The sequence below is a fragment of the Bradyrhizobium diazoefficiens USDA 110 genome (assembly GCF_000011365.1).
Lineage (GTDB): Bacteria > Pseudomonadota > Alphaproteobacteria > Rhizobiales > Xanthobacteraceae > Bradyrhizobium > Bradyrhizobium diazoefficiens.
The window spans coordinates 7,868,481-7,890,690 of record NC_004463.1 but is presented as its reverse complement, the minus strand read 5'-3'; the positions used below and the strand labels follow the sequence as shown (position 1 = coordinate 7,890,690).

Sequence of the window (22,210 nt, the reverse complement as noted above, 5' to 3'; positions counted from 1 at the left end):
TCCGGGGCGATGCGAAGCATCGAACCCGGAATCTCGAGATTCCGGGTTCGGTCCTGCGGACCGCCCCGGAATGACGATCCAAAAAATCTCATTTCGAATTGTCGGCCTCAGCCTCCTCCCTTCGTCTTAATCCCGTATCCAGGGAGCCATTCATGCTGAAAGCCATTGCCATCATCGCCATCGTGCTCGCGGTCGGACTAGCGGGCGTCCTCGTCTTCGCCCTCACCAAGCCTGACACCTTTCGCGTCGAGCGTTCGCTCGCCGTGAAGGCGCCGGCCGATGCCATCTATCCGGTGGTCGCCGACTTCCACTTCTGGACCAGCTGGTCGCCCTATGAGAACCGCGATCCCGCCATGAAGCGGACGTTCGGCGGAACAGCGCGGGGCAAGGGCGCGACCTATGCCTGGGACGGGAACAACAACGTCGGCGCCGGCCACATGGAGATCCTCGAGGCGAGCACGCCGTCGAAGCTCCGCATCAAGCTCGATTTCGAGCGTCCCTTCGAAGGCCACAACACCGCCGAGTTCACCTTTGTGCCGCAAGGCGATGCTACACTGGTCACATGGGCGATGTACGGTCCGGCGCCCTTCATGTCCAAGGTGATGCAGGTCTTCATCAACATGGACAGCATGATCGGCAAGGATTTCGAGGCCGGCCTCGTCAGCCTGAAGAAGCTCACCGAGAAACAATGAGCCTCACAGCCCAGGGAAAGAAAAGGAGAGAAGCGATGCTCAATCCATATCTGTTCTATCAGGACACCTGCGAAGCGGCGTTCAACTTCTACGCCAAGGTTCTCGGCGGCAAGATCGACGCGATGATGCGCGTCTCGGACGCGCCGCCGGACATGCCGGCCGCCCCCGGCCGCGAGAAGACGATCATGCATGCGCGGATGTCGTTGCCCGGCGGCAGCGTGCTGATGGCCTCCGACGCGCCGCCCGAGCATGTCCAGAAGCCGCAGGGCTTCTCGATCTCGCTGACGATCGCCGACGTCGCGGACGCCGAGCGCAAGTTCAACGCGCTCGCCGACGGTGGCACCGTCACCATGCCGTTCAGCAAGACGTTCTGGGCCAAGGGGTTTGGCATGTGCGTCGACAAGTTCGGCATCCCCTGGATGGTGAACTGCCCGGCGGAGGGAATGTGACGGGCGCGACCGCCTGGCACGCGGCGCCCCTCCCTCGATCGTTGCGGGTAAGGGGCGCGCCCAAGGCGGTCACGTCATAGCCGGATCGGCCGTTTGCTGTTTCAACGGACCGATCCGGTCACGTCCTCGCCGGGGGACGGCGACTGGACGCAGCGAGGGCAGATCACGAGCTTCGTGCCGAGCTGCCTGTCATTCTCCGCTTCGATTTCGTCATGGACCGCCCACCACGCTTCGGAGTAGGGGCGCAAGGTCCCGAGCACTCTTTCCCGTTCCTGATTGGGATTTTCCTGCGTGGGTGCGGGGTTCGCTGCGCGCCGCTTTGTGACGGGTGGCCGGTTCGGGTTCTGTCCGAGGCCGTCCCATGCGATCGGACGACGCTCCGGCGCCGGCGCCGCCGCGCAGCCCATGAGCGCTGCGCAAAAAGTAAGCAAGACGAAGCCGTGTCGCATCATGCCGAACCCTCAGTGCGGTACGCGACACACAAAATCCGCGTGAGGGATTTTGCATCGCGTCGGTTAAATGGAACCTAAGGGAAACGAACTGGCCGGCATGGCCGGATAGGAATATGGAGTCTCGATTCGCATGACTTTGCGAGAGCAGTGGGGCCGCTTCGTGAAATGATCGGGACCGCATCGCACAACAACTGGCGCAATAATAGGCTGTGAACTGCCTGTCAAAATCGCTAATCATTCCTTCATAAATTCTACAAACTGGGATGGGCGTACTTACAAGGGGAGCGACCGATGGCAGCGGCGCTACAGATCAATTTTGCACTTTGGGGTATGCTTATCTGCGCGAGCATGGAATTGGCGCAGATGATCCAGAGGTTCTTCTAGAACCCGGCGACCGCATGACCGGCGTAATTTCGCCGGCGCGCTTGCGTGCTAGCTCACGAGCAATGCGATGAGCGTGAAGCTGACGCTTGCGATCACAATCATCGAAACGACGTAGTTACGCGGCCGCGCCGTCCGCGAGGGCGGCGGTCTCGTCGGTCGTAGCGGCGCGATGTCGCGCCGGGCGGGTTCCGTCGGCGCGAGTGCGGCTTCAGCGCCCGAGCCGACATACTTCACATACAGCTCAAGCAGCCGCAGTTCGGACGGCAGGTCCATCAGGCCCTCGCGGTCGCGCCGCGTCAGCAGTTCGAATTCGACGGTTTCCTCGGTGCTCAGTTGGCCAAGGACGATCCGTCCCCGGTCCGACAGGCGGTAGCGAAAATCGATGGGCTGCATAGCGTGCGACCCCTTTTAAAAATGAGCAATCTTGAAAAAAACGGGACCATCCTCGTCCGTGACCACTGCTGAGATCGTGACGCCGCCGCGGCCTCAGTCTGAGCCGCGACCATCATAGACTGCAGGGAAAGGCTGGAAACCGCGTAAATTGTGCAGGCATTGCGAAGCGGTTGAGCGGATTCGGCGTCCGGAAAGTCGAAATTCTGCAAAACTGCTCAATCGTCGGACAGCGGCGGACGCAACCTGGTCACGCGGCTGGTGACCGCCAAGTCCTCACCGACAGCGCGGATAGATCGCGGCGAGGTCGCGCCCCTTCAACAGCAGCAACCGTGAGGTGAGGCCGCCGCGGTGGCTGATCCAGTCGCGCACCGGCCCCGGATAGGCTTGGAGCACCGCGTCGGAGGCTTCCGGCTCGGCATAGAAGCGCCCGCGCCGGTCGACCGAACGCGCGGCATGGAAGCCGAGCACGGCGCGTTTGGTGACACAGATGCGCTCGCCCGGCACGATGCTCAGCACCAGCGTGCAGGCGGACAGGCAGGGACCGTCGATCACCACGCGCTCGCCGCTCTCGCGCACCTTCTCGAATAGGTCGAGGAACGGCCCGACCCGTCCGCCCGGTGACTGGATGATGCGGATTTCGGCGGCAACCGGTGCGGAGGCGAGCAGGGCGGTCGCGAGCATTAGGGCTTTGACCAAAACGGCACGTTGCATCGTACTCTCCGCACATTCGACGTCGTCGGGCGGGCAAAGCGTCGCGCGCCCAACAATGGCACCCAAATCCGGAGACGGTGATGGGCACGGCGCGTCGCGCCTTTGTCCACCCTACAAATCCTGTGCCTACCCGTTGCGGCGCTGGCCGCGCAACGTGGGCAGGCCGATACCCGCTGCATCGAAGCCGCCATCAACGGCCAAAATTTGACCGGTGATGTAGCTCGCGCGTTCCGAGCACAGGAAATAGATCGCTTCCGCGAGTTCCTCCTCGAGGCCGTAGCGGTTGAGCGGAATGGCGTCGTGATAGTCGGCGCGGATCTCCTTGGTGTGCACCTGCTTGGCCATCGCGGTGTCGACCGGCCCCGGCGCGACCGCGTTGACGCGGATGTTGAGCGAGGCGAGCTCGACCGCGAGTTGCTTGGTCAGGTGCGCGAGCCCCGCCTTGCTGGTGCCGTAGGCCGAGCGCAAGGTCGAGGCGCGCACCGCCGAGATCGAGGTGATGTTGACGATGGCGCCGCCGTCGCTGTCGCGCATCAAGGGCACCGCGGCCTTGGTGCAGAGGAACGGGCCGGTGAGGTTGACCTCGAGCACGCGGCGCCAGTCGGCATCCGGCGTCTCCATCAGCGGCGCGAACACGGCGATGCCGGCATTGTTGACGAGCGCGTCAAGCCGGCCGAACCGCCGCTCAATCGTCGTCATCGCGGCGCCGACCGCCGCCGCGTCGGAGACATCGCAGGTCAGCGCGAGCGTCGCCTCGCTTTGGCCGATCTCGGCGACGGCGCGGCCGAGCAGCTCCCCCTCGATGTCGAGCAGCGCCACGCGCCAGCTCTCGCCAAGGAACTTCTTCGCGGTCGCAAGCCCGATGCCGCGCGCGGCTCCGGTGACGAGGGCGACTTTTTGCGGGGCCTGCGGCATTTGCTAATCTGTCCTGTGTTCGAAAGGCTGTTCCCACGCGAGGGCCGGTCTCTTTTACTTCGCTTTGGTCCCGACGAGAAAGGCCCTGGCGATGCCCATCGATCTGGACGAGAACCACTCGACATATTCTTGCGTTCTGCCGGCCGAACGCCTGGCGCGATGTCGGCACGGCCGCCGCTGCATCGTCTTCTAAGCGACGTCTGCCGAGGAGACCGACCGATGCCTGACGACCACGCCCGCCTGATCCGAGACCTCTTCGCCGCCTATCTTGCCAATGACCGGCAACGGGTGAGCGAGGCGCTCGCCGACGACTTCCGCTTCACCAGCCCGTTCGACGACGACCTCGACAAGGCGACCTATTTCGAACGCTGCTGGCGGGACACCGGCTGGATCGCGCGCCACGAGATCGAGCGCATCTTCGTCGTCGGCGACGAGGCTTTCGTCACCTATCGCTGCCTGGCGACCGATGGCAGGAGCTTTCGCAACACCGAGTTCCTCAGCTTCGCCGGCGGCCGGATCCGCCGCGTCGAGGTCTATTTCGGCGCCGCCTTCCAGGACGGCCGGTTCCTGCCGCAGCCGCGCTGAGGCAGGAACTTCCGAGGCATGACCTCCGGAATAATTTTCCGCCACGGTGTCGATTCCATAGCAAGGCATTCGTCTTACAGGGCAGCGCGGGCTGGTTCGGCCCGCTGATCTCCCCCGGATTCCGGGCCTGCGCCTCGCGGCGCATCCCGGAAGGACCAGGTAAGCAAGGAACTGCCCATGCGATTCATGATGCTGATGATCCCGCTCGGCTACGAGACCGCGCCGCCGGACGTGCAACTCGATCCCGAGCGCGTCGCCGCGATGATGCGTTACAACGAGGCGCTGAATGACGCCGGCGTCCTGATCACGCTCGACGGCCTGCATCCGCCCGCGATGGGCGCGCGCGTGTCGTTTGCGACTGGCGAGCCTGTTGTGACCGACGGCCCCTTCACTGAAGCCAAGGAAGTGCTGGGCGGCTACTGGATGATCGAGGTCGCCTCGCGTGCCGAGGCGATCGGGTGGGCGAAGAAGTGCCCGGCCGCGGTCAATGAAGTCATTGAGATCCGGCAGGTGCAGGAGATGACCGACTTTCCGCCGGACGTGCAGGCCGCGGCCGCCGGCTTCGGCGGTCTGAAGAACTAGCCAGAGCGGGCGCGATTGGAATTCGCGGCCGTCATCAACAAAGTCATCAACAGAGGAGAGAACCAATGAGCACCGACACCTATCTCGCCGTCTTCCTCGGCAGCAAGACCAGCCCGAAATGGGCTGCATGGAACGCGATGTCAGACGCCGAGCGCAAGGCGAAGGAACTGGAGGGCATCGCGGCCTGGAAGGGTTGGGCCGAGAAGCATCAAGGCGCGATCCAGGCGATGGGCGGTCCGCTCGGCAAGACCAAGCGGGTCGATGACAAGGGCATCGCCGACATCGCCAACGAGATGGGCGCCTTCACCGTGGTCCGCGCTGCGTCCCACGAAGCGGCCGCGAAGATGTTCGAGAACCACCCGCACTTCGCGATCTTCCCCGGCGAGCGCGTCGAGATCATGCCGGTGCTGCCGATCCCGGGCGGTTAGGGCCCCGCCGTCATTCCGGGGCGCGCGCGAGCGCGCGAACCCGGAATCTCGAGATTCCGGGTTCGGCTCTTTCGAGCCGCCCCGGAATGACGGTGGAAATACGGGTTCACCAAATCCAGCTTGCGCTAGTGACCTTCACGCCCGGCTCATGTAAAGCTCGTTCACATGAGCTGGCGCAAGGAGACGCGCCGCGCCGAGCGCGGCTATCACCACGGCAATCTGAAGGAAGCCCTGTTGCAGGCGGCCCTCGGGTTGATTGCCGAGAAGGGCGCGGCCGGCTTCACCTTCGCCGATGCGGCGCGCATGGCCGGCGTCAGCGCAGCGGCGCCCTACCGGCATTTCCGCGACCGTGACGAACTGTTGTCCTCGATCGCCCAGCGCGGCTTCGAGCAGTTCGAGGCGCGCTTGACCGCGGCCTGGGACGACGGGCGGCCCGATACGGTCACGGCGTTCGAGCGGGTCGGCAGGGCCTATCTTGCCTTCGCCCGCGAGGAGCCGGCGTTCTACAACGCGATGTTCGAGTCCGGCCTGCCGGTCGATGCCAACCCGGCGCTCCAGGCCGCGAGCGAGCGTGCTTTCAACATCATTCGCGCCGCCGCGGAGCGCCTTGCGGCACTTGCACCGCCCGGCACGCCGCGGCCGCCGGCGATGATGATGGCGCTGCACATCTGGTCGATGGCGCATGGCGTGGCCTCGCTGTTCTCGCGCGGCGATGCTGCGCGACGAAAACTGCCGATGTCGCCGGACGAGCTGTTAGAGGCCGAGGTGCTGATCTATCTGCGCGGTCTCGGCTTCCCGACCGACCGCCGTCCGCCCGCCAAAGGCGCCGAGCCGCCGCCGGTGCCTCCGGAGGCATCCTCCGGTTCTGGCGTGCCGCCGGGCGGCCCCTGGGGCAAGCCGAAATAAAATTGCGCAAATAATTCGCCAGGCCTGTCGGGTGGCCGGCTTGACAAAATCGCGGGATGGTCTAGCTATGTAAATGTTATTTACATTCACAACGGCGCAGATGCCGTCATGGAGATGGGAAATGGCCTACACCGCTGATGTCAATCGATGGCGCGGCCCCTCGGACCAACACTATGAGCGCCCCCATATGCTCGACACGCCTTGGCATCCCGGCTGGATCGCCGTGACCATCCTCGGCTTCATCATCTGGTGGCCGATCGGACTTGCCCTTCTCTTTTTCACACTCGGGAGCAGAAAAATGGGTTGCTGGAGCCACCAGGATCGCTGGCAGAACAAGATGGAGCGGATGCAGTACAAGATGGACCGCATGCGCGGCCGTATGGAGCGCCGCGGCTTCGGCTTTGGCTTCGGCCCGCCCTCGAGCGGCAACCGCGCCTTCGACGAATACCGCACCGAGACGCTGCAGCGGCTCGAAGAGGAGCAGGTCGAATTCAAGAACTTCCTCGACCGTCTGCGTCACGCCAAGGACAAGGAAGAGTTCGACCAGTTCATGGCCCAGCACAAGACGCGTCCGACCCCGCCGCCGACCGACCAGCAGCAGGGTTGATCTGGACACCTCTCAAAGCCTTCAGGCGCATGCCCCCAAAGTCCTGATGGCCCCGAGCCGCCCGCCTGCGCATCCCGCAGGCGGGCGGTTTGGTTTTTGGGGGGCCGCTTTGCCTCGCCTCGCTTGCGGGGAGAGGGAGTAGACCGAGCCACTGCTTGGCTACGAGCCGCCAGAACCCAGACCTGTTCATCCGACACCAAGACTTGCGCGTCCCGTCTCACCGGGCGGCGCTACTCATGTTGGACGACAGCATCATGGACCTCTGGACCCGCCTGCTCCTCGGCGTGACCGCCTTCGCGGTGCTGGGTTACATCGGCGTCGTCTATGGCGGCTGCGCGGCCGATCCCGACTGCCATTTCCGCCTGTGTCCCGGCCGGCATTCGCTATGTGGCGTTGATCACGCACATGTGCAGGACCGGTAGAACCCGACTCGCGCCCGGCCCGACCAAGCCCTGACAGCGCACTTGCCGCGCGCCAACAGGGCCGACCATGATGAACGCCGAACGTAAGGAGATCAGACAGCGGCTCGCGCTTCTCGAGCGCGCGTCTGCGCTGTTCGATCGATTCGGCGTCTCAGTGCCGCTCGCGATCGCGTTCCTCAACCACTGGCCGACGGAGATCAAGTCCTATCAGGACCTCGTGACCACCGATGCCTGGAAGATCTTTCTCAGCTGCGCCCTCTACGAGCTTGCCGCGTTCGCGCTGCGGCGCGCCGTCAAGTTTGCGACAGCGGACCTTGCCCCATGATCCTGCTCCGCGATTTCGCGCTTTACGTCCTGCCGGCCCTCGTCGCAGGCGGCGGCTGGCTGTATGCACTGTGCCTGCGCAAGCGGGCGCGGTCGGGCCGCGCCCCCGAGCGGCGTTACGTCCCCCCGGCATCACTGGCGCCTTGATCCGGACCGCCTATATTCGCCTGCACAAACGAAGGGCGCACCGGAGGCGGCGATGGCGGAGGCTGCGATCATGGCGAGCGACGGCCTCTGGCAACGGGTCCGCGGCGAGGCGCAGCGCGCGGCGGATGCCGATCCCGTCTTCGGCAAGGCGCTTGCCGGCACCATTCTCGCTCATGATGATTTCGCCGCGGCCTTGTCCGATCTGATCGGACGCCGGCTCGGCGGCAGCGCAGCCGAGCGCGCGCGCTTCTCGGCCTTTTCCTTCGATGCCTTTCGCGGCTCGCCAGATCTGATCGAGGTGGCCGGCCGTGACTTGCAGGCGATCGCGATCCACGATCCCGCCATCGCCGACCTGTTGCCGCCGCTGCTGCATTTCAAGGGCTATGTCGCGCTGCAAGCCTGGCGCGTCTCGAACTGGCTCTGGCACCATGACCATCGCGATGCGGCGCTGCTGTTCCAGAACGAAGCGTCGAATGCGCTGCAGGTCAGCATTCATCCGGCCGCCAGCATCGGATCGTCAGTCTATCTCGACCACGCCACCGGCATCGTGATCGGCGCCAACGTCGTGATCGGCGACGAGGTCACCATCCTCCAGAACGTCAGCATCGGCCGCGGCAGTGAACTGCCGACGCGCTCGCCGCGGATCGGCCGCGGCATCTATATCGGCGGCGGTGCGACCATCCTCGGCGACATCAGGGTCGGCGATTTCGCCAAGATCGGCGCCGACGCGCTCGTGACGTCAGACGTTCCTGCTGGCTGCACGGCCGTCGGCAATCCCGCGCGGCTGACCAACTGCCCCGAACCTGCCTCGGCGGCCTGATCCCATCATTGTACGGAGCGACCCCATGAAGACCGCAATCGTGATCGGTGTCGGCCCGGACCGCGGGCTCGGGGCCCGGCTCTGCAAGCGCTTTGCGGCCGATGGGCTCAAGGTGATCGTCGCGGGCCGCACGTTGTCCGCGTTGCAGGCGGTTGCAGACGACATCATCAAGGCGGGCGGAGCGGCCGTGCCCATCGTCGCGGACGCGACCAGCGAGAGCGACGTTGTCGCTCTGTTTGATGCCGCCGGCGAAGACCTCGATCTCGCCATCTACAACGCCGGCAACAATACGCCCGGCAAGATCATCGAGATGGACGCCGACTATTTCGAGCAGGCCTGGCGCGTCGTGTGCTTCGGCGGCTTTCTGTTCGGCCGCGAGGCGGTGCGTCGCATGGTGCCGAAGAAGGCGGGCACGCTGCTCTTCACCGGCGCCAGCGCCTCGCTGCGCGGCCGCGCCGGCTACGGCGCCTTCAACGCGTCCAAGGCCGGCCTGCGCACGCTGGCCCAGGCCATGGCGAAGGAATATGCGGGCGACGGCATCCATGTCGGCCATGTCGTGGTCGACGGTGCGATCGCTGGCGACAAGATCTTTTCGCGCTTTCCCGATGCGGCGAGCCGCGAAGACAGCCTGATCGACATTGAAGGCATCGTCGATGGCTTCGCGTTCCTCTACCGCCAGCCCGAACGCGCCTGGTCGTTCGAACTCGATGTGCGGACCTCGAAGGAGAAGTGGTGAGGGGGCGGCCCTCGACCATTTCTACCCCGTCAGTGCCCGGGTATGACCGTCGTAGGGGCGGCGTAGACGATCAATACCCGTCCGCCAGTCCACTGTTGCGGCGTGGATCGTTCGCCCCGTAGTAGCGATTGTTGCCGACTTGCTCGCCGTTAAGCGACGGCGCGCCGACGATGATCACCGCGAGGTGGTTCGCCGGTTGCGGCGGCCCGAATTTGTGGCCCATGACCTCGAGAATCTTGCGCGTGTCCGGCGACAGCGCATAGTCCTCGACATTGGTCAGGTCCGGCAGCCATTGCTGGTGGATGCGCGGCATGTCGACGGCTTCCTGTGCGTTCATGCCGTAATCGATCGCGTTGATCATGGTCTGCAGCACGGCCGTGATGATGCGGCTGCCGCCGGGCGTGCCCACCACCATGACGGTCTTGCCGTCCTTGGTGACGATGGTCGGGCTCATCGAGGACAGCGGCCGCTTGCCCGGAGCGATGGCATTCGCCTCGCCCTGCACCAGGCCATAAAGGTTCGGCACCCCGACCTTGGCGGTGAAGTCGTCCATTTCGTCGTTCAGGAGCACGCCGGTCTTGGCCGCCGTCACCTTGGCGCCGAACCAATCGTTCAGCGTGTACGTGACCGATACCGCGTTGCCGTCCTTGTCCGCGATTGAATAATGCGTGGTGTTGCTGCCCTCGTGCGGCGCGACGCCCGGCTTGATGTCCTTGGATATCCCGGCCTTGTTCGGATCGATCACGGCGCGGATATTGGCTGCGTAATTCTTGTCGAGGAGGCGGTCGAGCGGATTCTTCACGAAATCCGGATCGCCGAGATAGCTGTTGCGGTCCACGTAAGCATGCCGCATGGCCTCGATCTGCACGTGCACGGCCTGCGCGGAATGATAGCCCAGCTCCTTCAGAGGATAGCCCTCCAGGATATTGAGGATCTCGCAGATAATGACGCCGCCCGAACTCGATGGCGGCGCGGAAATCACGTGATAGCCGCGATAGTCGCATTCGACAGGTGCGAGCTCGCGCGTCTTGTAGCCGTCGAGGTCGTCCTGCGTCAGCAGGCCCTTGCCGGCCTGGCTCGATGCCACGATGGCGCTGCCGACCCATCCCTTGTAGAAACCGTCGGTGCCCTTGCTGCTGATCTCGCGCAATGTCTTGGCGAGCTCCGGCTGCATCAGCCTCTCACCCACCTGGAACGGCTGACTGTTGTTGAGGAAGATGGCGGCCGTTGCGGGATCGTCTCGAAAATCCGCGGTGGCGGTACGCAACAGGTCGATATCGCCCTGGTCCAGCGCAAAGCCCTGCTCGGCGAGCTGGATCGCGGGGGCGAGCAGGTCGGCGCGCTTCATGGTGCCGTACTTTTCGCGCGCATATTCCATCCCCGAGACGGATCCTGGCACGCCGACAGCCAGATGCCCCTTGGTCGAAAGGCCCTTGATGACGTTGCCGTCCTTGTCGAGATACATGTTCGCAGTCGCGCCCTTGGGCGCCGTCTCGCGGAAATCGAGGAAGGTCTTGCGGCCGTCGGCGAGCTGGATCGTCATGAAGCCGCCACCACCGAGATTGCCGGCGGCCGGATAGACGACGGCCAGGGCATAACCGACGGCCACCGCGGCATCGACGGCATTGCCGCCGCGCCTGAGCACATCGACACCCACCTGGGTCGCCAGATGCTGCGCGGACACCACCATGCCGTTTTGCGCGGCGACCGGCGCGACCGACGCCGCACGCACGGCGCCGAATGTGACGAGGCTGACCGATACGATCGCTGCGGCCATCCACCGCACATTGGATTGTGGTTTTGGCAAGGGACGCTCCTCGGGCTGGCCGGTGATGCCGGCATATTATTGTCAGCGAACTCAGCCTGTCAGCTCGTGCCCGCCGTGAGATGCGAGATGGAGCATGTGGACGTGGTGTAGCTGTGGCGCACGCTACGCCTTCTGCGATTTCGGGCTGGGCAGGGGAGGAGGTTCCAGAAGGGGCGTCCGCTGTGCAGTGTCGTAGCGCCATGAGTCCCATTGCGCTCCCTCCCGCCTTGGGGTCGCCTTGGGGGGGAGGGAACCGGCCTCGCCAGTGGCACCTGGCTCCGGTCCGTCGGCCGCCATGTACCGCCATGTCCCGCAGCAAAACGGCCAACCGTCTGTGCCGCCTGCCTTTCCGGCAGCCAAATTCAGCTCCGGTAACCCCGCATTAACTATCGCCGGGCTCTGGTAAGGGTGGACAATCGCGCCCATAAGCCGTCGTCGAGGCCCATAGTTTTGACATCTTGGCAGGGAATGCAGGCGGCCGGCTTTGGACGAGCCCCCTGCACCCCAGAAAGACAAGGCTTTGAGCGGGCTTGCCGGCCGCGCCGGTTCTAGCGCGGCAGTTGGGGAACCGGCGGTCATTTGCTGCCGCGGAACATCGGGTAACGATCGCCTTGAGAGGATACAGCTTATGAATCCGGCCGACGTGGCTCAGTCAGCCCTTCCGGTTGCCGCTTCCGCGGACGTGTCGCTGATCGCGCTGTTCTGGCAGGCTCACTGGATCGTGAAAGCGGTGATGCTGGGACTTTTGTCCTGCTCGGTCTGGGTCTGGGCGATCGCCATCGACAAGATCTTCCTGTTTGCCCGTACCCGCCGCTCGATGGACCGTTTCGAGCAGGTCTTCTGGTCCGGCGAGTCGATCGAGGAGCTCTATCGCACCCTCTCGGCCAAGCCGACGCATTCGATGGCGGCCTGCTTCGTGGCGGCGATGCGCGAGTGGAAGCGCTCGTTCGAGAGCCACGCCCGCTCGGTCGCGGGTCTCCAGATGCGCATCGACAAGGTGATGAACGTCTCGATCGCGCGTGAGGTCGAGCGCCTGGAGCGCCGGCTGCTGGTGCTCGCCACCGTCGGCTCCGCCGGCCCCTTCGTCGGCCTGTTCGGCACGGTCTGGGGCATCATGTCGAGCTTCCAGTCGATCGCAGCGTCGAAAAATACCTCCCTGGCGGTGGTCGCCCCCGGTATCGCCGAGGCGCTGTTTGCGACCGCCGTCGGCCTTATCGCCGCCATTCCTGCCACTATTTTCTACAATAAGTTCACCTCCGAGGTGAACCGGCAGGCCCAGCGGCTCGAAGGCTTCGCCGATGAATTTTCAGCCATTCTGTCGCGTCAGATCGACGAGCGGGGCTGACGGACGGCATGTATAGTGTGAAGGGCAATTTGGGCACCAGACCATGGGCATGAACGTCGCGAGTTCGTCCGGAGGCGGCGGCCGCCGCAGCCGGCGCAAGCCGGTCATGGCCGAGATCAACGTCACGCCGATGGTCGACGTGATGCTGGTGCTGCTCATCATTTTCATGGTGTCGGCGCCGCTGCTCACGGTCGGCGTGCCGCTCGACCTGCCGCAGACCCAGGCCAAGAGCCTCGAGCAGAACGATCAGAAGCCAATCCAGATGTCGGTCGACATCAAGGGCAAGGTGTTCATCAACGACTCCGAGATCGCGATCAACGAGCTGGTGCCGAAGCTGAAGGCGATCACGGACGCGCGCGGCGGTCTCGAGGAACGCATCTATCTGCGCGCCGACAAGAAGGCGGATTACGGCACGGTGGCCAGGGTGATGGGCCTGTTGTCCGGTGCGGGGTTCAAGAAGCTGGCGCTCGTCACGGAAGCGGACCAGGGGTAAGCCGTGAAGGTGAACGTCGACAAGACACTCGTTGCGTCGATTGCCCTCCATGTCCTCGTGCTTGGATGGGGGCTGGTCACCTTTAGCAGCAGGGCCTACGTCGCGCCGGAAGAGTCGCTCCCGATCGACATCATCTCCTCCGATCAGCTCGCGAAGATGATGTCGGGGCAGAAGACCGGCGAGAAGGACAAGCCGAAGCCCAAGGTCGAGAAGATCGCCGAGCCCAAGCCCGAAGAGGACGCCGTCGGGAAGGTCACCGAGAAGAAAGAGCTGATCAAGACCAACGCGACGCCCGAGCCGCCGCCGAAGCCCGTCGAGAAACCGGTCGAGAAGAAGCCCGAGCCGCCCAAGCCCGTCGCCGAGGCGAAGCCGAAGGAAGAACCGAAGCCGCAGGAAAAGAAGCCTGATCCGGCCAAGGAAGATCCGATCGCCGAGCTGCAGAAGAAGCTGGAAACGAAGAAGCCGCCGCCCAAGCCCGTGGAGCAGAAGGTCGCGGCGGTGCAGCCGCAGCAGCAGCCGAAGCCCAAGGAGCGCAGCTTCGATCCCGCGCAGATCCAGCGCGACCTCGACAAGCGCGCTGCGACCCGGCATGAACTCGCTGGAACGGCGCTGAATGCGTCGGCGTCGCTGGGATCGACGACCGGGACTGCCGCCAACAACGTTGCGACCTGGCGAGGTGCGTTCCAGGGCGCGGTCAAGCGCTGCTTCACGCCCACCTATAACGGACAGGACGCCGATCAATACGAAGCCGACATCGACATTCCCATGAAGATCGACGGATCGCTGGCGTCCGAGCCCATCGTGGTTGCGGTGAGAGGACCGTCGCGGTCGATTGCCCAGGCGGTGGCCGAGAGCGCCAAGCGCGCCATCGTGCAATGTCAGGTCTATTCGTTCATGCCGAAGCAGCAGTACGAGAGCTGGAAGCTCATCCCGATGACTTTCGGCCTGAAAGACATGTTGTGACATCCGAACAAAAGAATTTTGCAATGAATGACGCTCGATCGATCACCCGCCGCCGCTTCATGACCCTGACCGGGTCGGGACTTGCGATGCTTGGGGGCGGACATGCGTTCGCTCAGGGCCAGCCGCGGCTCCGCATCGATCCCACCGAATTCCAGCCGGTCCCGATCGCGATCACCAACTTCCTGCCGGGCTCACCGTCGGACGGCGACGTCGGCAACGGTGTCACGCAGGTCATCACCAACAATCTGAAGCGCTCTGGCCTGTTCGCGCCGATCGACCAGGCCGCGTTCATCGAGCGCATCAGCAACATCGACGTCGCGCCGCAATTCCAGAACTGGAAGACCATCAACGCCCAGGCGCTGGTCACCGGCCGCATGACGCGGCAGCCGGACGGCAGGCTGAAGGCCGAATTCCGCCTCTGGGACGTGGTCTCCGGCCAGCAGCTTGCCGGCCAGCAATACTTCACCTCGCCGGAATACTGGCGCCGCATCGCCCATATCATCTCCGACCAGATCTACGAGCGGATGACCGGCGAGAAGGGCTATTTCGACAGCCGCGTGGTTTTCGTGGACGAGACCGGGCCGAAGGAGCGCCGCGTCAAGCGGCTCGCCATGATGGACCAGGACGGCGCCAATGTGCGCTATCTGACCCGCGGCTCCGACCTCGTGCTGACGCCGCGCTTCTCGCCGAACTCGCAAGAGATCACCTACATGGAGTTCGGCCAGGGCGATCCGAAGGTCTATCTCTTCAACATCGAGACCGGCCAGCGCGAGATCGTCGGGAACTTCCCCGGCATGACCTTTGCGCCGCGCTTCTCGCCGGACGGCCAGCGCGTCATCATGAGCCTGCAACAGGGCGGCAACTCCAACCTGTTCGTGATGGATCTGCGTTCGCGCTCGACCACGCGTCTCACCGACACGCCGGCGATCGACACGTCTCCGTCTTACTCGCCGGACGGCACCCGCATCTGCTTCGAGTCCGATCGCGGTGGCCGGTCGCAGATCTACGTCATGGCCGCGGGCGGGGGAGCTGCGCAGCGCATCTCCTTCTCCAAGGACGACACCAACGCCACCTATTCGACGCCGGTGTGGTCGCCGCGCGGCGACTACATCGCCTTCACCAGGCAGGGCGGCGGACAGTTCTCGATCGGCGTCATGAAGCCGGACGGCAGCGGCGAGCGGTTGCTCACCTCCGGCTTCCACAACGAGGGCCCGACCTTCTCGCCGAACGGCCGCGTGCTGATGTTCTTCCGCGATCCCGGCGGCAGCGGCGGACCGTCGCTGTACAGCGTCGACATTTCCGGCCGCAACGAGCTGAAGGTGCCGACGCCGGGCTTCGCCTCCGACCCGGCATGGTCGCCGCTGTTGTCGTCGACGGCTGGTCAATAGATCGCGCGTTTGGACGCGCGATCTTTTCGAAAAATCACGCCGATTTTTTCGGGTTCTGCGCGCGCGGCAAGCTTTCCTTCACCTTGCGCTCGGCAACGCTTGCCTAGTTGCTTGATATTTCAGCGGAAATCGGTTCGCTATTGCCGAAAAACAACCCGACTTTAACGATGTTCCCTCAGGAAAGCTTCACCTGGGCTGAGTAAAAGTACGCTCCAAACAGGACGCGTAACAAGCCGATGCAACTGGCCGACCAGAAGCAGAGCGATCGAGACGAGCTGGAGCCGATACTCTACGCCGCTCTCATCAACTCTATGGTGCAGAATTTCTGGGCGATTTTCCTGGGCTCGGCCTCCGCGGCCGTGGCCGCGGTGATGACTGCGCTGAAGACCGGCGACGTCTGGCTGTGGCCGATCGCGTTTCTCCTGATCGCCATCGGCACCGCGCGCGCATTCCAGATGCGCGGATACGAAAACCGGACGCAGGGACTGTCATTCGAAGAGGCCAAGCATCTGGAGCCGCGTTACTGGATCGGCGCGCTCAGCTATGCGGCGGTGCTCGGCATATGGGCCTTCGTCGTCATCTACAACAACGAGGATCCGGTCGCCGACATGCTCTGTGTCGCCATCGGCATCGGCTACACCGCCGGCGGCGCCGCCCGCAATTACGGCCAGCCCCGGGTGATCCAGTGGCACGTCGCGCTCGCCTGCGGTCCGATGTCGCTCGCCCTGCTGCTGCATGGCGGATTCTACCACATCGGTCTTGCGATCCTGCTCGTGTTCTTCTTCATCGGCCTGAAGAACATCAACCTCAGCCTGCACGCGATCTTCGTCAAGGCGCTGACCTCTAGCTTCCGCGAATCCGCGCTGGCGAGCCAGTTCGATACCGCGCTCAACAACATGCCGCACGGGCTGTGCATGTTTCGCGCCGATGGGCGCCTTGCGGTGATGAACCATCGTTTCGGCGAGCTGATGAGCTTGCCCGAGGATCTGGTCAAGCGCGGCGCCACCGCCGTCGATATCGTGTCGGCCTGCGTCGCCGCAGGCTCCATCTCGGCGGAGAGCGGCAACCAGATCCTGGCCGAGATCGAGCACGCGCGAATCCGCGAGATCGCCACCGCGGATCCCAATCCCGCGCGGGGCCGCTCGCTCGCCTGGACGTTCCAGCCGATGACCGGCGGCGGCACCGTGCTGCTGCTGGAAGACATCACCGAACGCACCAACGCGGAAGCCCGGATCAGCCATCTCGCCCGCTATGACGACCTCACGGCGCTGCCCAACCGGGTCTCCTTCCGCGACGAGATCGAGCGGCTGCTGGCGATTTCGCACCATGCCGAACGGCTCTCCGCGCTGCTGTTCGTCGACCTCGACCAGTTCAAGCAGGTCAATGACACGCTGGGTCATCCCTGCGGCGACCAGCTGCTGTGTGCGGTCGCCAACCGCCTGCGCGAGATGCTGCGGCCGGAGGATTTCGTCGCCCGCTTCGGCGGCGACGAGTTCGTCGTGTTCCAGCAGGACATCAGCTCGCCCGAGGATGCCGCAAGCCTCGCCCGCCGCATCGTCGAGCGGCTGAGCGAGCGCTATCGCATCGACAATCACCTGGTCGAGATCGGCGCCAGCGTCGGCATCGCGCTGACCTCGCCGGATGGCATCAGCGCCGATACGCTGCTCAAGAACGCCGACATGGCGCTGTACCGCGCCAAGGCCGACGGCCGCGGCACCTTCTGCTTCTTCCGCGACGAGATGGCGGCGACCGTCGAGGCCCGCCGCATCCTCGAGCTCGACCTGCGCAAGGCGCTCGCCAACGAGGAGTTCGAGCTGTTCTACCAGCCGCTGGTCAATCTCAAGTCCGGCAAGATCACCACATGCGAGGCGCTGCTGCGCTGGAATCATCCGGTGCGCGGCACGGTCTCGCCGGTCGACATCATCCCGGTCGCCGAGGACATGGGCCTGATCGTCGATCTCGGCCGCTGGATCCTGCGCCGCGCCTGCATGGAATGCATGAAGTGGCCCGAGGGCGTCAGCGTCGCCGTCAACTTCTCGCCGCAGCAATTCCACCAGCGCGACGTGCTGAGCGAAATTCGCTACGCGCTGGAGGTCTCGGGCCTGCCGGCGCATCGGCTGGAGATCGAGATCACCGAGTCCTCGCTGTTGCGCAACACCCAGCTCACCCACGACATCCTCTCGCAGCTGCATGCGCTCGGCGTGCGCATCTCGCTCGACGATTTCGGCACCGGCTATTCGAGCCTCAGCTACCTGCACAATTTCCCGATGCAGAAGGTGAAGATCGACCGCTCCTTCCTCGAAGGCATCGACACCGACCGGCCGCTGACGCTGTTGCGCGGCGTGGCGCGGCTGTCCGCCGACCTCGGCATGGCGGTCGTGGTCGAGGGCATCGAGACCAACGAGCAGCTCGAGCTGATCAGCGCCGACGGCACCGTCTCCGAGGCGCAGGGCTATCTGTTCAGCCGCCCGGTGCCCGCCGTGCGGATGCGCCAGCTCCTCAACGCCTCGCATGGACGGCGCGACGAAGCCCTGCTCCAGGTCGTCGGCTCGCGCTCCTTCGCTTAAGTCCGCGTCCGAGAATTTCCCGTCGTTTCAGTCTGTTGCCCGGGCACCGTAGTGCTACGGGGGGATTAACCCTAACACTTCGATTGCTTTGCTTCGTTGTTAAGAAGCTGTTAATAAATCATCACGCGCGTGGAGGTTGTTCCCGCGCGCATGCGGTGAGCGGTGGTGGGTAAGGAGTTGGAATGCAGTCCTCAGCCAGAGCGATCATTTCGGCTGTAGGACGGGGCGCCGAGCTCCTGACTGACGTCGATTATCATCTCGCCGACACGGTCGCGGAGAAGGAGAAGATCTACAATCTCCGCTACCGCGCCTATCTACGCGAAGGCGCCGTCAAGGAATCCGCGGACGCGCGCGTCACCGACCAGTATGACGAATTGCCGAACGCGTGGACCTTCGGCGTCTATCTGCACGGCGAGCTTTGCAGCTCCGTGCGCATCAGCGTGCTGACATCGGAGTGGCGGCAGTCGACCTCGGCCGATGTCTTTCCCGAGATCCTGCTGCCGCGACTCGATCGCGGCGAGGTCATGATCGACCCCACGCGGTTTGTCGCCGATCCCGACCAGGTGAAGCGGGTTCCGGAATTGCCCTACCTGACGACCCGGCTCGCCTACATGGCCTGCGAGCATTTCAATGCCGATCTTGGCCTTGCGATCGTGCGTCCCGAGCATCAGGCCTTCTACCGGCGGGTGTTTCTGCACGAGACCATTGCCGAGCCGAGGCTGGTTCCCGGTCTCACCAAGCCGTTCGGACTGATGGCGGCGGATTTCCCGACCTTCCGCAAGAAGGTGTTCGAACGCTATCCGATCATGCGGTCCACCGCCTTCGAGCGGCGGATGCTGTTCGGGCGCAGCGCGCAGCGCCAGGCGCCGCAGCAGCCGCTGCGGGTGCCGGATGCCGCTCACGCCTGATTCCCGGCGGGCCGCCTGACGAAGGTGCTCCGGGATTTCCCGGGGCTCAGGCCCAAAATTCAAGCAAAGCCAGCGATTTTGCCGGTGAACGCGGCTTGCTTTCACCCTCGCGCCACATTTACAACCCATTAACCATGACGGGTGCTTTTCGCCGGTGGGGGGCATTTGACCGGCTCTGGCAACATCCCATCAAGGTTGACGGAACGTTCGCTTAACCAACCCCCTGTAGACCGGACAGCAGTGGACTAACGCGAGCGTGGAGGCTCCGGAATGAAACATCCTATGCGTATCCTCCAGGGATTGAAGCTGGCCGCGGTGCTTGCCGTCGCGCTGTCGATGGGCGCCTGCGCCAACAAGAACTCTGCTGCGGATGCGATGGCCAACGCGGCGACGCCGGGCAGCCAGCAGGACTTCGTCGTCAACGTGGGCGACCGCGTGTTCTTCGAAAGCGACCAGACCGATCTGACCCCGCAGGCGATCGTGACCCTGGAGAAGCAGGCGCAGTGGCTGCAGACCTATCCGCGCTACTCCTTCACCATCGAAGGTCATGCCGACGAGCGCGGCACCCGCGAATACAACATCGCGCTCGGTGCCCGCAGAGCCCAATCGGTGCGTTCGTTCCTCGCCTCGCGCGGCATCGATGCGAACCGCATGCGCACGATCTCCTACGGCAAGGAGCGGCCGGTGGCCGTCTGTAACGACATCTCCTGCTGGTCGCAGAACCGCCGCGCCGTCACCGTGCTGAACGCGAGCTCCTGACGCTTCAAGTCAGGCGCCGTTCATCTTCAGAATTCGATTATGCCGGCGCCCTCACGGGCGCCGGTTTCGTTTCAGCGATCTGTGACAGAAACCCCGTGGTGCCAGTCACATTTTTGGCGTACTCCCCTTCAATGTGTGGCGCGTCGAATGTTCCGTCGCAGGCCATTTCGCTTTCGTCGTCAGGGCAAGATGTCATCCAGATTTAAGGTCTTTACCGGCACCGTGGCGACCGCCGCGCTGCTCTCCTTGTGTTCGCCTGTCCTCGCGCAGTCGGACGATGACCCCGAGATGCGGATCGAGCGGCTGGAGAACCAGCTGCGCCAGCTCACCGGCCAGAACGAAGAATTGCAATACCGCAACCGCCAGCTCGAAGAGCGCCTGCGGGCGCTCGAAGGCGGTGCGCAAGCTGCGCCCGGACAGGCGCCGGTGCAGCCCAGTGTCGCCGCCGTGCCACCCGCGCAGGCTGCGCCGGCCTATCGCCAGCAGCAGCCGCAACCCGCCCAGCCGAATTACGAGCAGCCGCAGATCGCGTCTCCCCCGCCGATCGTTCAGGAGCAGCCGGCGCCCGGTGCCCCCGGCACGCGCCGCCGTGGCGATGCCTTTGACCCCAGCCAGAATCCGAGCGCGCCCGGCGCGCCGCGCGCGCTCGGCGGCGGCCAGCAGCCGATGTCGGCGGGAGTCCCTGGCGGAGCGCCCGGAGGGCGCAACGCCGGCGAGCCGCTCGATCTCGCCAACACCAGCCCGCGCTATCAGCAGGGCGTGCCGCCGGCAGCCCAGCCCGGCTATCCGCCGGTCCAACAGGGCTCTCCTGCGCCAGCCGCCGGCACCGGCCTGACCACCCTGCCGCCGTCGGCGACGCCGCGCGACGAGTTCGATCTCGGCATCGGCTACATGCAGCGCAAGGACTATGCGCTCGCCGAGCAGACCATGAAGAACTTCGCGCAGAAATATCCGAGCGACCCGCTGCTCGGCGACGCGCAATACTGGCTCGGCGAGAGCTACTTCCAGCGCCAGCAATATCGCGACTCCGCGGAAGCCTTCCTCGCCGTCACCACCAAATACGAGAAGTCGGCCAAGGCGCCGGATGCGCTGCTGCGGCTCGGCCAGTCGCTGGCCGCGCTGAAGGAGAAGGAGGCCGCCTGCGCCGCCTTCGGCGAGGTCGGCCGCAAATACCCGCGCGCCTCCGCCGGCGTCAAAGCCGCCGTCGACCGCGAGCAGAAGCGGGTGAAGTGCTGACCGCGCAGCGTTGATCGCTGACAACGCGGATGGTGCTGCGCTAAACAGTCGGTCCATCCGCTGGCGATTGCTGGGCAGCGTCATGTCAGACGACGACAATTCTCCGATCTCCGCGCGCGAGGCGAAGCAGCTCTTCGCCGAGTTGAAAAGTGCGCCCGCACTGGTGCTCGCGGTGTCCGGCGGGCCCGACTCGATCGCGCTGATGTGGCTCGCCGCGCGCTGGCAGCGCAGCCTTGCGCGCGGCCCGCGTCTCACCGTCGTCACCGTCGATCATGGCCTGCGGGCCGAGGCGGCGCGCGAGGCGCGCGAGGTGAAGCGGCTCGCTACCGAGCTCGGCCTGCCACACCGGACCCTGCGCTGGCGCGGCGCCAAGCCGAAGACGGGACTGCCCGCGGCCGCGCGCGAAGCCCGCTACCGCCTGCTCATGCAGGCCGCGCGCAGCGCCGGTGCGAGCCATGTGCTGACCGCCCACACCCGCGACGACCAGGCCGAGACGCTGTTGATGCGCCTCGTCCGCGGCAGCGGACTTGCCGGGCTGTCGGCGATGGCGCGCCTCACGGAGCGCGACGGCATCGTGCTGGCGCGTCCGCTGCTCGACGTCCCGAAGGCGCAGCTGATCGCGACCCTGAAGCGCGCGAAGATCGGCTTTGCCGATGATCCCACCAACCGCGACACCGCCTTCACCCGGCCGCGGCTGCGCGCGCTGTTGCCGCAGCTCGCGGCCGAGGGCGGCGACGCCCGCAGTCTGGCGCGGCTCGCAGCCAGGCTGGCGCGCGCCAATGCGGCGGTGGAGGTGCTGACGGACGGGGCCGAGCGCTTCCTTCGCTTGAGGGATCGCGACGATGCGCCGCATGGGCCGGATATGCGAAGCTTTGAGGCCGGCGCGTTCGCCACCCTACCGGAGGAGGTCCGGCTGCGGATGCTGCTGCGGGCCATCAACGCGCTCGGGCACGAGGGGCCGGCGGAACTCGGCAAGGTCGAAACCCTCCTGGCCGCGCTCGATCAGGCCATCGCTGCTGGTATGGCCGCAGCTCCCCGCGCAGCCGTAAATGGCCGGCCGGTCCTGAAGCAGACCCTTGCGGGAGCCTTGATCAGCCTTGCCGGCGGGCGTATCCAGATCGCGCCGGCGCCGGCCCGGCGGCGCAAGGGCGATAGAGGCGGATCATGACACCGGCTGTTTCGAGGCAGCGC

The 22,210-nt window shown here is 65.0% G+C and carries 25 protein-coding genes; 20 read left to right on the top strand and 5 right to left on the bottom strand.

The genetic code is table 11. The features are described 5' to 3' along the window. Window positions 1–152 precede the first annotated feature (152 nt). Both kdpF and BJA_RS36340 read left to right on the top strand, forming a co-directional pair. Window positions 153–692 (top strand): K(+)-transporting ATPase subunit F, encoded by a 540-nt coding sequence (gene kdpF, locus BJA_RS36345; RefSeq protein WP_011089904.1) that lies wholly within the window; start codon window positions 153–155, stop codon window positions 690–692. 35 nt (window positions 693–727) lie between these two features. Further along, complete coding sequence (locus BJA_RS36340; RefSeq protein WP_011089903.1) at window positions 728–1,141, top strand: VOC family protein; 414 nt, start codon at window positions 728–730, stop codon at window positions 1,139–1,141. Window positions 1,142–1,242: 101 nt separating this feature from the next. On the opposite strand, the gene BJA_RS36335 is transcribed toward BJA_RS36340, so the two are convergent. From BJA_RS36335 to BJA_RS36320, 4 genes are all read right to left on the bottom strand, one after another. Beyond that, complete coding sequence (locus BJA_RS36335) at window positions 1,243–1,593, bottom strand: hypothetical protein (RefSeq protein ID WP_038965495.1); 351 nt, start codon at window positions 1,591–1,593, stop codon at window positions 1,243–1,245. 432 nt (window positions 1,594–2,025) lie between these two features. After that, window positions 2,026–2,370, bottom strand: coding sequence for a hypothetical protein (locus BJA_RS36330; RefSeq protein WP_011089902.1), 345 nt, complete (start codon window positions 2,368–2,370; stop codon window positions 2,026–2,028). A 273-nt stretch (window positions 2,371–2,643) separates the two neighbouring features. Further along, entirely contained in the window at window positions 2,644–3,081 is a 438-nt protein-coding gene (locus BJA_RS36325) for a hypothetical protein (protein WP_011089901.1), read from the bottom strand. Between the two features lie 126 nt (window positions 3,082–3,207). Then, entirely contained in the window at window positions 3,208–3,996 is a 789-nt protein-coding gene (locus BJA_RS36320; protein WP_011089900.1) for an SDR family NAD(P)-dependent oxidoreductase, read from the bottom strand. A gap of 219 nt (window positions 3,997–4,215) precedes the next feature. Here BJA_RS36320 and BJA_RS36315 point away from each other — a divergent pair, with 219 nt between their 5' ends. The 9 genes from BJA_RS36315 to BJA_RS36275 all read left to right on the top strand — a co-directional run bounded on the left by BJA_RS36315 (window position 4,216) and on the right by BJA_RS36275 (window position 9,553). Next, window positions 4,216–4,581, top strand: a complete 366-nt coding sequence (locus BJA_RS36315) for a nuclear transport factor 2 family protein (RefSeq protein WP_028173001.1) — start codon at window positions 4,216–4,218, stop codon at window positions 4,579–4,581. Window positions 4,582–4,758: 177 nt separating this feature from the next. Beyond that, window positions 4,759–5,163, top strand: a complete 405-nt coding sequence (locus BJA_RS36310; RefSeq protein WP_011089898.1) for a YciI family protein — start codon at window positions 4,759–4,761, stop codon at window positions 5,161–5,163. Window positions 5,164–5,228: 65 nt separating this feature from the next. Then, a complete protein-coding gene (locus BJA_RS36305) occupies window positions 5,229–5,591 on the top strand; it encodes a hypothetical protein (RefSeq protein WP_011089897.1) in 363 nt (120 codons plus the stop codon). Between the two features lie 165 nt (window positions 5,592–5,756). Further along, window positions 5,757–6,497, top strand: coding sequence for a TetR/AcrR family transcriptional regulator (locus BJA_RS36300; protein ID WP_011089896.1), 741 nt, complete (start codon window positions 5,757–5,759; stop codon window positions 6,495–6,497). 121 nt (window positions 6,498–6,618) lie between these two features. Next, window positions 6,619–7,104, top strand: a complete 486-nt coding sequence (locus tag BJA_RS36295) for a DUF2852 domain-containing protein (protein ID WP_028173002.1) — start codon at window positions 6,619–6,621, stop codon at window positions 7,102–7,104. A gap of 236 nt (window positions 7,105–7,340) precedes the next feature. Then, window positions 7,341–7,526, top strand: a complete 186-nt coding sequence (locus BJA_RS36290) for a hypothetical protein (protein ID WP_011089894.1) — start codon at window positions 7,341–7,343, stop codon at window positions 7,524–7,526. 70 nt (window positions 7,527–7,596) lie between these two features. Further along, complete coding sequence (locus BJA_RS36285; protein WP_231166635.1) at window positions 7,597–7,851, top strand: hypothetical protein; 255 nt, start codon at window positions 7,597–7,599, stop codon at window positions 7,849–7,851. Between the two features lie 198 nt (window positions 7,852–8,049). Continuing rightward, window positions 8,050–8,817 (top strand): serine O-acetyltransferase, encoded by a 768-nt coding sequence (locus BJA_RS36280; RefSeq protein ID WP_011089893.1) that lies wholly within the window; start codon window positions 8,050–8,052, stop codon window positions 8,815–8,817. A 25-nt stretch (window positions 8,818–8,842) separates the two neighbouring features. Continuing rightward, the gene (locus BJA_RS36275) at window positions 8,843–9,553 is read left to right on the top strand and encodes an SDR family NAD(P)-dependent oxidoreductase (protein WP_011089892.1); all 711 of its coding nucleotides are present in this window, start codon (window positions 8,843–8,845) and stop codon (window positions 9,551–9,553) included. A gap of 70 nt (window positions 9,554–9,623) precedes the next feature. On the opposite strand, the gene ggt is transcribed toward BJA_RS36275, so the two are convergent. Beyond that, window positions 9,624–11,330, bottom strand: coding sequence for a gamma-glutamyltransferase (gene ggt, locus BJA_RS36270; RefSeq protein WP_038965496.1), 1,707 nt, complete (start codon window positions 11,328–11,330; stop codon window positions 9,624–9,626). A gap of 658 nt (window positions 11,331–11,988) precedes the next feature. Between ggt and tolQ the strand changes: the two genes are divergently transcribed. The 9 genes from tolQ (at window position 11,989) to tilS (ending at window position 22,187) form a co-directional block, all read left to right on the top strand. Continuing rightward, window positions 11,989–12,705, top strand: coding sequence for a protein TolQ (gene tolQ / locus BJA_RS36265; RefSeq protein ID WP_011089890.1), 717 nt, complete (start codon window positions 11,989–11,991; stop codon window positions 12,703–12,705). Between the two features lie 43 nt (window positions 12,706–12,748). After that, window positions 12,749–13,198 (top strand): protein TolR, encoded by a 450-nt coding sequence (gene tolR, locus BJA_RS36260; RefSeq protein ID WP_011089889.1) that lies wholly within the window; start codon window positions 12,749–12,751, stop codon window positions 13,196–13,198. Window positions 13,199–13,201: 3 nt separating this feature from the next. After that, the gene (locus tag BJA_RS36255; RefSeq protein WP_011089888.1) at window positions 13,202–14,161 is read left to right on the top strand and encodes a cell envelope integrity protein TolA; all 960 of its coding nucleotides are present in this window, start codon (window positions 13,202–13,204) and stop codon (window positions 14,159–14,161) included. 23 nt (window positions 14,162–14,184) lie between these two features. Next, complete coding sequence (tolB, locus tag BJA_RS36250; protein WP_028173006.1) at window positions 14,185–15,549, top strand: Tol-Pal system beta propeller repeat protein TolB; 1,365 nt, start codon at window positions 14,185–14,187, stop codon at window positions 15,547–15,549. A 236-nt stretch (window positions 15,550–15,785) separates the two neighbouring features. Next, entirely contained in the window at window positions 15,786–18,116 is a 2,331-nt protein-coding gene (locus tag BJA_RS36245; protein WP_011089886.1) for a putative bifunctional diguanylate cyclase/phosphodiesterase, read from the top strand. A 182-nt stretch (window positions 18,117–18,298) separates the two neighbouring features. After that, window positions 18,299–19,024, top strand: a complete 726-nt coding sequence (locus BJA_RS36240) for an N-acyl amino acid synthase FeeM domain-containing protein (protein ID WP_011089885.1) — start codon at window positions 18,299–18,301, stop codon at window positions 19,022–19,024. A gap of 270 nt (window positions 19,025–19,294) precedes the next feature. Next, entirely contained in the window at window positions 19,295–19,783 is a 489-nt protein-coding gene (gene pal / locus BJA_RS36235; RefSeq protein WP_011089884.1) for a peptidoglycan-associated lipoprotein Pal, read from the top strand. A 189-nt stretch (window positions 19,784–19,972) separates the two neighbouring features. Beyond that, on the top strand, window positions 19,973–21,019 hold the full coding sequence (ybgF, locus tag BJA_RS36230; RefSeq protein ID WP_028173009.1) for a tol-pal system protein YbgF: 1,047 nt from the start codon (window positions 19,973–19,975) through the stop codon (window positions 21,017–21,019). Window positions 21,020–21,101: 82 nt separating this feature from the next. Then, complete coding sequence (gene tilS, locus BJA_RS36225) at window positions 21,102–22,187, top strand: tRNA lysidine(34) synthetase TilS (RefSeq protein WP_011089882.1); 1,086 nt, start codon at window positions 21,102–21,104, stop codon at window positions 22,185–22,187. Window positions 22,188–22,210: the final 23 nt, after the last annotated feature.